This is a genomic window from Flavobacterium sp. (assembly GCF_035760125.1).
GTDB lineage: Bacteria > Bacteroidota > Bacteroidia > Flavobacteriales > Flavobacteriaceae > Flavobacterium.
In genome coordinates, this window is the sequence record NZ_DASTTN010000561.1 from 1 (window position 1) to 8248 (window position 8248).

Below are 8248 nucleotides of genomic sequence, written 5' to 3' on the forward strand. Positions count from 1 at the left end.
TTCGTATATGAAGTTTTAATTCCTTCTGTCCTCACCCCAAAGTAATTTTGTTCTTAGGGTTTTCAAAAAAGTTTCTTCCGGTATCTCCACCATATTTATTTCGAAATTTGTCTTTTTTATGGTCAAAATCGAATCATTTGCTACACTTGTTATTCTAGAATCCAAGGATACTAAATATTGCTGTTCTCTGCCAGAGACTTTTAGGCGAATTTCGGTCTCATCCGGAACGACAAGAGGTCTTGCATTCAGATTATGAGGAGCAATAGGTGTGATGACTAAACTTTTTACGTCGGGTGTCAAAATAGGCCCTCCACAACTCAAAGAGTAACCCGTAGAGCCTGTTGGCGTGGCAAGAATCAATCCGTCTGCCCAATATGATGTTAAAAACTCATCGTTCAAATAGGTATCTATCGTTATCATCGATGTAGTCTCTTTTCGACTCACGGATATTTCGTTCATGGCAAAATTAAGTCCTTCTATAGATTTGTTTTCTGGTGAACAGGTAAGGCTTAATAAGGTTCTTTTTGAGATTTTATATTTTTTATCAATGACAAGCTGCATGAACGCTGCTATATTTTCTTTTTGTACTGTTGCTAAAAACCCTAATCTTCCTGCATTTATTCCTAAAATTGGAACTCCCGAATTGCGAACCAATGTAACTGCTCTAAGAATAGTTCCATCACCACCAATGCTGATCAACATGTCATAACTGGAATCCAAATCATCATGAGAGGAAAAGGTGTTGTATTCGTTTTCTATGATTTTTTTTTCATACAACATTTTCAAGAAATCGGATTCAATAACCATTTCGACATTATTATTGTTGAAAAACACAAAAATGTCTTTTATGATAGGTTCTGTGCTTACTAAATAATATTGGCCGTAAATAGCTACTTTCATTTCTTTTGGGTTTGATATTTTGTTATTGTTGTTTTGGATTTTAAAATGATCTAATCCAAAAAAATTACATATTCAAGTATTTGTCTAAATAGTCTGAACGTTCTTTTAAGCTTTTGATGTAATTATCTTCGTTATGTTCTGAAACTATGTCGTAGTTATATCTTCTGAAAGTTTGAATTATCTCATTCAATGAACCAACACTAATTTTAATTGTGACTTCGACAGTATTTACATCGGAATTTGAAATGAAAAGGCCTAAAAGTTTACCATTGTTGCTTTCTACAATTTGAACAATTTGACTCATCGAGTAATCAACAGTGTTTTTGCTCACTATAATGATGACTCCAGGTTCTTTTAGAAAAGGGGTTTCATGGAAAAATTTAATGACATCTTCAATTTCATAATATCCAACATACCTATTGTTTTCATCTAATATGGGAACTAAGTTAGTATGGTTTTTGGCAAAAACTTCCAAAACGTCAAGCCAAATCATATCGGTTCTAGCAAAAAAATGTTCCAGTACATATTTATATTCATTGACTTTTTTATCACTGTCAAAAGTTTCAATGTCATCAGCGGCAATACTTCCAATGAAAATTTCCTCTTCAACGACAGGAAAGTGTGAAAAGGTTAAGTCACCAAAGAAATCTTGAACAGCACCAATAGTTTCTTGAGCATCAATTGCTTTGTAGTCGTTTGTAATGTAGTCTTTTAAATCTGTCATAAATGTATCCTCAATAATCGATGCAAAATAATCAAAAATATACAAAATCTGCTAGGTTTTACTTTGTATTTTTGTCTTATCAAATATAATTACATACCTATTAATACCTGTTTCTATGACAAAACTTAGCGTTAATATAAATAAGATTGCCACTTTACGTAATGCTCGTGGAGGAAATGTGCCTGATTTGTTGAAAGTAGCTGCTGATATTCAGCGGTTTGGTGGCCAAGGAATAACGATTCACCCGCGTCCGGATGAGCGTCATATTCGGTATCAAGATGCCCGGGATTTAAAATCAATTGTTTATACAGAATATAATATAGAGGGAAATCCTCAGCATAATTTCATCGATTTGGTTTTAGAATGCATGCCAGATCAAGTTACCTTGGTGCCCGATGCAGTTGGAGCAATTACCTCTTCTGCGGGTTGGGACACTATAAAAAATCAATCGTATTTGTCTGAAGTTATTCAAGAATTTCAACGAAACGGTATTAGGACTTCTATTTTTGTTGATCCAATTTCTGAGATGATAGAAGGTGCAAAAAAAACGGGTACAGATAGAATTGAATTGTATACCGAAGCTTTTGCACATCAATACAGTTTAGGAAATGAAAAGGGAATTGATCCCTATGTGAAATCTGCAGTTTTGGCTAACGAATTAGGTCTAGGGATTAATGCGGGTCACGATTTAAGCTTGGATAATATTCAGTTCTTTAAACAAAATATTCCGGGATTATTGGAAGTGTCAATTGGGCACGCTCTAATTTCCGAAGCGATTTACCTTGGTTTGGACAATGTGGTGAATATGTATCTGCAAAAATTAAAATAATTTTAAATTAAATTTTTTAGAGGATTGAAGAGTCAATAGTTAAAAGGATTGGTTTTTAATTATTCCTTTTGTTGTCTTAATAAATGTTATATTTTGAAACCAATTCTTCTTCTTTTTTTATTTTGTTTTTCTAATTTAATAGCACAATCTAAAGCGACAATTAATGGTTTTGTAAAGGATAATTTTGAAAAAAAAATTATTGGCGCTAATGTGTCTTTCTTGACGAGTGAAAATCTAAAATTTGATATTGCAACAGATTCAATTGGAAGATACTCAATTGAGATTCCAATTGGATCTGTCAGAATTGAAGTTAGTCACGTAGGTTTCGTAAACAAATCATTGGATTTAGATTTAAAAAAAGATGTTTCTCTTTCTATTGTGTTAGATGAAAGTAATTTTGAATTGAAAGAGGTTGTTATTCAGAATGAGGAAAAGAAAGCGATGACAATTGCTTTAGGAGGAAAATTGGCATTTAATCCTCAAAAAATCGGTAATGTCCCTACGCTTACCGGGACTCCCGATATTATAAAATTGTTGCAATTAACTCCTGGAGTCCAGAATTCTGGAGATGGTAATAGTTATATCTATGTGAGGGGTGGAGATCCTGGGCATAATCTAATGCTTTATTCCGATGCGACTGTTTATGGCATGGCTCATTTATTAGGCGTTTTTCCTTTTTATAATGCAGATCATATTGCCGAAGTTCAGTTTGATAGATCAAATACAAATTCAAAGTATGGTGGCCGTTTGAGTTCTACAGTTTCGGTTTTGCCGTATCAAATGGCTCCTAAAGATTTTTCTATACAAGGAAATTTAGGTTTGTTATCTTCTCAAATAACTTTTTCTGTTCCTATTGCCGAGAGAACCGGTTTTTATATTTCTGGAAGAAAGACTTATATTGACGAGATAGTAGGCCCATTGTTAAAATCAAGTGAAGGGTCTTCTAATAAGGAATCTGAGGATTATAGATACGGGTTTTATGACAGTAATTTTACTTTTATTACTGAAATTAATAAAAAAAATAGTCTGACTATAGATTCCTTTTTGAGTGGAGATAAGTTCAGAGTGGAGGACTCAACAACTTCCTTGAATACGGCTTTAAAATGGAGTAATATGGTGATTTCTTCAACTTGGAAGTGTCTGTTGTCTGATGCAGTAACAATGAAAAATTCTGTTTTTTATACTCGTTATGCGAATAATTTAGAAATGAAACAGGCCGATGTTAATATTGACTTTTCATCCTATATACAAGATTTAGGTTTTTCAAATACTATTCAATATTATATAAAAAATATTCCTTTTGAGTCTGGATTTCAATATACAATACATGATTTATTGCCTCAGAGATTTGAAGTTTCTAATTTAGGGACTGTTGCATCTGAAGAAGAAACGACAATTCACGCCAATAATGCTGTTGTTTTTGTAAATTTAAAACCAAAATTATCTGATAGATTTAGTGCGGATGTAGGTTTAAGGCTAAATTATTATGCTACAGATTCTAATACTTCTTATCTGCATTTTGAACCTCGAGTAATGATTTATTATTTTCCTAAAAAAGATCTTTCTTTTTTTGCGTCATACACAAGACAAAATCAATACATTAATTTAATTACGGCATCGAGTGTAGGTGTGCCGACAGATTTTTGGGTAGCAGCTTCAGATGGAATTCCTTCTCAATCTTCTGATAATTTTTCGATAGGAAGTAATAAAGTAATTTCAAAACAAATTAGCACTTGCTTAAATGGGTACTATCGTTCTATGAAAAATTTAACTGAATATCCATATGGGCTTACTCAGTTTAATGAGATCACTTCCTTAAAAAATGATATATTAACTGGTGATGGAGAGGCATATGGATTAGAATGGATGTTAAAAAAAGATAATGAAAGGTTTAGTGGATGGATAAGTTATACGTTAAGTTGGTCTGTACGTCAATTTGATGGGCTAAATAATGGTGAGCCATTTTATTCTAAATATGATAGACGACATAATCTAGCTTTGGTTGGGGCGTATGATTTTAATGAGAAATGGAATGTTGGTTTGACTCAACTTTTTAGTTCGGGTAACCGTTTTACTTTGCCAACTTCGTGGTATTTTATCAATAATACGCCTGTAAGGGAATTTGATAGTTATAATAATGCGCAGATGCCTAATTATATACGTACTGATGTTTCAGTCAATTATTCCTTTTTTAAAACATCCAAAAAAGAAAGCATTTTGAATTTTTCAGTATTTAATATGTTTAATATATCTAATCCGATTTATGTAGTATTGCGAGTTACAGTTGATGGAAAAAAAATAAGTGTCAATACCGATGAGAAAAAATTATATTCAATTCTGCCTTCAATTAGTTGGAGATTTAAATTTTAAATTATGAAGCGTTTTTGTTTGTTGTTGGTGTTTTTTTTGTCCATCTGGATGATTTCTATTTCATGCAGTAGAGAGGATTATGTGAAGAGCGTTGAAGGTGAATCAAAAATTGTTGTAGAAGGATGGATTGAGCAAGGGGATGTTCCTCAAGTGATTTTGTCGAGAAGTATCCCGATTAATACTGTTATCGACTCCACGACCATTCTTGATTATTTTATTCGTTCTGCAAAAGTAACGGTAACTGATGGTGTAAATGAGGAGGTTTTAAGTTTGAAAAGTGATGAGGGGCGAGTGCCTCCTTATGTGTATTATGGATCTAAAATGATAGGTGAAGTTGGTAAATCTTATTCCTTGAAAATAGAGTATCTGAATAAAATAATAGAGGCAAAAACGAGTATTCCCACTGTGGTTAACATAAAATCAGCAGATTACAGAAAAGTAAATATAAGCGACACAACAGGGTTTGTTTATTTGGAGTTTAATGATCCTGATTTGGAAAAAAATTATTATCAAATTGAGACAAGAGTGGATGAAGTCGAGCCAATTTTTGTACCGTCATTATATGGAAATTTAAATGACGACAATTTTATTTCAAGATCAGTTTCATTACAGGTAACTCGTGGTATTTATGTTTTCTCTAAAACTAAATATAAGCCTTATTTTACAGACGGGGATTTGATTTATGTGAAGTTACGAACGATGAGTAAATCCGGTTTTGATTTTTGGAATAGCTGGCAAAATGAGATTATTAACGGCAGAAATCCAATATTTCCTGCAAACACTAGTTTGAAGTCTAATATTAAAGGGGGATTAGGTGCTTGGGAAGGTTATGGGCAAAGTACGGTCTCAATTCAGACAATAAAAAAATGAGGCTACTTTTTGGGTAGCCTCATTTTTTTATTTTAATTTAAATAGATTTAGTTTCTTTCAAATGATGTTAAGAAATCTTCGAATTTTGTATTTAAATTATCAAATCCAGTTGAAAAGTAAGTGCTCATTTCAACTTCGGTATTGTCATTGAATTTCAAGTATAATACTTCGTCGTATTCTTCCACTAAAGCTCCTGCAATACTGTAATCCCAATTCCAGTAACCACCATAAGTGGCTATAGTATTGTCGTCTACCCAAACACTATGAGATTCATAAATAGTAGCTTTTTGAGATTTTTGGATTACATCTGCAATTTTTGTTCCATCTTTTTTTGAAACAAGAATCATTTTTACATTTTTATTGTTTGCAAGAGCAGATCCCTCAGAGAAGTTTTTGTTATAAATACTTAAATCCGTATAATGCGTTTTAGAATTATAATCTTCTGGATATATTAATGATTGATCTAAAGTCGCTTCGTCATTAGCTAATCCTTCAATATTCATATCACATACTATAACAAAATTATCCATTAATCTAATAAGACCGTTAGCTTTACCTCTATATGATACAAGTGCATCATCTTTTAATAGTTCGTCTATGTTAGCAGTGCTACCGGAATTAAATTCAATTATGTTGTTTCCGTTAAATGTGAATGCTGATTTAGCTTCCATCGGTGTTTTTTTACCACTGATTTCCCAAGCGTAACCATCATTTAGAGCCATTTTGAAACCAGATTCATCTGGAGTGTTTTTTCCGTTTGAGTATTTTGAATTTATGACAAATGTAGCCGCTTGTGTATTGTCAATAGTTAAAATTGCAGAAACTGAGGTTGGTAGGTAGATCTGGTCTGTATCGGAAAATGGTACTTTTATGTCAGATGAAGTGCTGTTAGAAGATAAGCTGGCGTTATTTGTTGTTTGGTTCTTTTTTGCAGGGAAAATAAATTTCAACTCTGTAGATGAGACAGTCTTAATCCAAACTTGGTTTGTATTGTCCCAAGTATAGATGCCGTATACTCCTGAAACATTTAGGATGTCTTCAATTTGATTATCGCTTTTGCCGTCAAAAATGTCAATAGAATTTATACTTAGTAAATCTCCAAGATTTTCAATAGCTTCAATAGCTCCAGACGTTTTTGATTTGTCCATTTGAAGCAGCATGTCATTTGCTTCAGCTTCAAGTTTTACTTTTTGTTGTTCTGGTTTTAATGAAGAATAAGGTAGTTTTACAATTTCTGCAATTTGAGTGTCTAAATTTTGTTCGCTAGGATCTGTAGGGGTGTCTTCTTTACTGCAAGAAATTGTAAGTTGAGAAATAACAACAGAAAGTAAAAGGAATTTTTTAATCATTTTTTTAGATTTAATGTTAATAATGTAAAGTTTTTGAATGTTTGTTTTTTGTATATGTCTGTTTAATAACTTATTGTGTTTGAAAGTATTTTTTTGTTATTTTTAATTAAAAAAACGAGTTATTATTGTCCATTTTCGGCTAAAATAGGTTGTTTTAATTGTTTATGCAATACCCACTTTTAGTGATATTTTTCTTAAAAACACATCGAAATTCCTAGTTGTTTAAAAATCCATTTTTTATATCTTTGCTTAGTCTTTTCACTAATAAAATAGTTTTATAAATTGATTATTGAATTGGATCTGATGAAATCTAAATTCTATAATCTAAATTCTTAAATTATAATGCTGTACTCAAAAATAGAAGGTTCAGGAAAGCCTTTATTAATACTTCACGGTTTTCTTGGAATGTCTGATAATTGGAAAACTTTAGGGACTCAATTTGTTGCCGATGGTTTTCAGGTGCATATGTTGGATTTGCGCAATCATGGACGCAGTTTTCATTCGGATGAATTTAGTTATGAAATTATGGTTCAAGATGTTTTTGACTATTGTCAGGCAAACGGTCTTGAGTCGATTGATGTTATAGGTCACTCGATGGGAGGAAAAACAGCTATGCTTTTGGCTACTTCTTATCCAGATTTAGTTGATAAATTGTTGGTGGCAGATATCGGGCCTAAATTTTATGCTCCGCATCATCAGGATATATTGGCGGGATTGAATGCTGTAGATTTTTCAGTTAAACCTAGCCGGAATGAGGTTGAAGAAATAATGAAAAATTATATACCAGATTTTGGGACACGTCAATTTTTGATGAAAAGTTTATATTGGCAAGAACCTGGGCAATTGGCTTTCCGTTTTAATTTGGACGTTTTCAATAGAAAAATTGATGAAATCGGAAAGGCATTAGGCGCAGATTTGATTTTTGAAAAACCGACTCTTTTTATACGTGGGGGAAGTTCTAATTACATACTTGATAGTGATTTTGATGAAATTAAAGCACATTTCCCGTCTTCAACAGTCGCTACAATTCCTAATGTTGGTCATTGGTTACATGCCGAAAACCCTACAATGTTTTATGAATTAGCAAGTGCTTTTTTAAAATAATTTAATATAGTTTAGAAAATTTGTTATATTTATTGAAATTTTAAAAGACGAGACTATGAATTTGATTATTAGAATAATTGTTACCGCAGGATTAGTTTTTGG

Annotated in this window: 7 protein-coding genes; 4 read left to right on the forward strand and 3 right to left on the reverse strand. The window is 32.3% G+C overall.

Annotated features, from left to right (window positions below):
• Positions 1-15: 15 nt before the first annotated feature.
• Both VFS71_RS20095 and VFS71_RS20100 read right to left on the reverse strand, forming a co-directional pair.
• Positions 16-900, reverse strand: a complete 885-nt coding sequence (locus VFS71_RS20095) for an NAD kinase (RefSeq protein WP_326403500.1) — start codon at positions 898-900, stop codon at positions 16-18.
• Positions 901-964: 64 nt separating this feature from the next.
• Entirely contained in the window at positions 965-1624 is a 660-nt protein-coding gene (locus tag VFS71_RS20100; protein ID WP_326403501.1) for a CBS domain-containing protein, read from the reverse strand.
• Between the two features lie 115 nt (positions 1625-1739).
• Between VFS71_RS20100 and VFS71_RS20105 the strand changes: the two genes are divergently transcribed.
• The 3 genes from VFS71_RS20105 to VFS71_RS20115 all read left to right on the forward strand — a co-directional run bounded on the left by VFS71_RS20105 (position 1740) and on the right by VFS71_RS20115 (position 5693).
• A complete protein-coding gene (locus tag VFS71_RS20105) occupies positions 1740-2453 on the forward strand; it encodes a pyridoxine 5'-phosphate synthase (protein WP_326403502.1) in 714 nt (237 codons plus the stop codon).
• 93 nt (positions 2454-2546) lie between these two features.
• Positions 2547-4823: a TonB-dependent receptor gene (locus VFS71_RS20110; protein WP_326403503.1), complete on the forward strand. Its 2277-nt coding sequence runs from the start codon at positions 2547-2549 to the stop codon at positions 4821-4823.
• Positions 4824-4826: 3 nt separating this feature from the next.
• The gene (locus VFS71_RS20115) at positions 4827-5693 is read left to right on the forward strand and encodes a DUF4249 domain-containing protein (protein WP_326403504.1); all 867 of its coding nucleotides are present in this window, start codon (positions 4827-4829) and stop codon (positions 5691-5693) included.
• 47 nt (positions 5694-5740) lie between these two features.
• Here VFS71_RS20115 and VFS71_RS20120 read toward each other — a convergent pair whose 3' ends face one another.
• The gene (locus VFS71_RS20120; RefSeq protein ID WP_326403505.1) at positions 5741-7042 is read right to left on the reverse strand and encodes a hypothetical protein; all 1302 of its coding nucleotides are present in this window, start codon (positions 7040-7042) and stop codon (positions 5741-5743) included.
• Positions 7043-7384: 342 nt separating this feature from the next.
• Between VFS71_RS20120 and VFS71_RS20125 the strand changes: the two genes are divergently transcribed.
• Positions 7385-8146 carry an alpha/beta fold hydrolase gene (locus VFS71_RS20125; protein WP_326403506.1) on the forward strand — a complete coding sequence of 254 codons (762 nt, stop codon included), beginning with the start codon at positions 7385-7387 and terminating at the stop codon, positions 8144-8146.
• The last annotated feature ends 102 nt before the right edge of the window (positions 8147-8248 follow it).

What these genes read in the sequence shown, in the direction of transcription:
- VFS71_RS20100 (WP_326403501.1), bottom strand. Translation starts at nt 1,624, where the DNA reads ATGACAGATTTAAAAGACTACATTACAAACGACTACAAAGCAATTGAT.
- VFS71_RS20125 (WP_326403506.1), top strand. Translation starts at nt 7,385, where the DNA reads ATGCTGTACTCAAAAATAGAAGGTTCAGGAAAGCCTTTATTAATACTT.
- VFS71_RS20105 (WP_326403502.1), top strand. Translation starts at nt 1,740, where the DNA reads ATGACAAAACTTAGCGTTAATATAAATAAGATTGCCACTTTACGTAAT.
- VFS71_RS20120 (WP_326403505.1), bottom strand. Translation starts at nt 7,042, where the DNA reads ATGATTAAAAAATTCCTTTTACTTTCTGTTGTTATTTCTCAACTTACA.
- VFS71_RS20115 (WP_326403504.1), top strand. Translation starts at nt 4,827, where the DNA reads ATGAAGCGTTTTTGTTTGTTGTTGGTGTTTTTTTTGTCCATCTGGATG.
- VFS71_RS20095 (WP_326403500.1), bottom strand. Translation starts at nt 900, where the DNA reads ATGAAAGTAGCTATTTACGGCCAATATTATTTAGTAAGCACAGAACCT.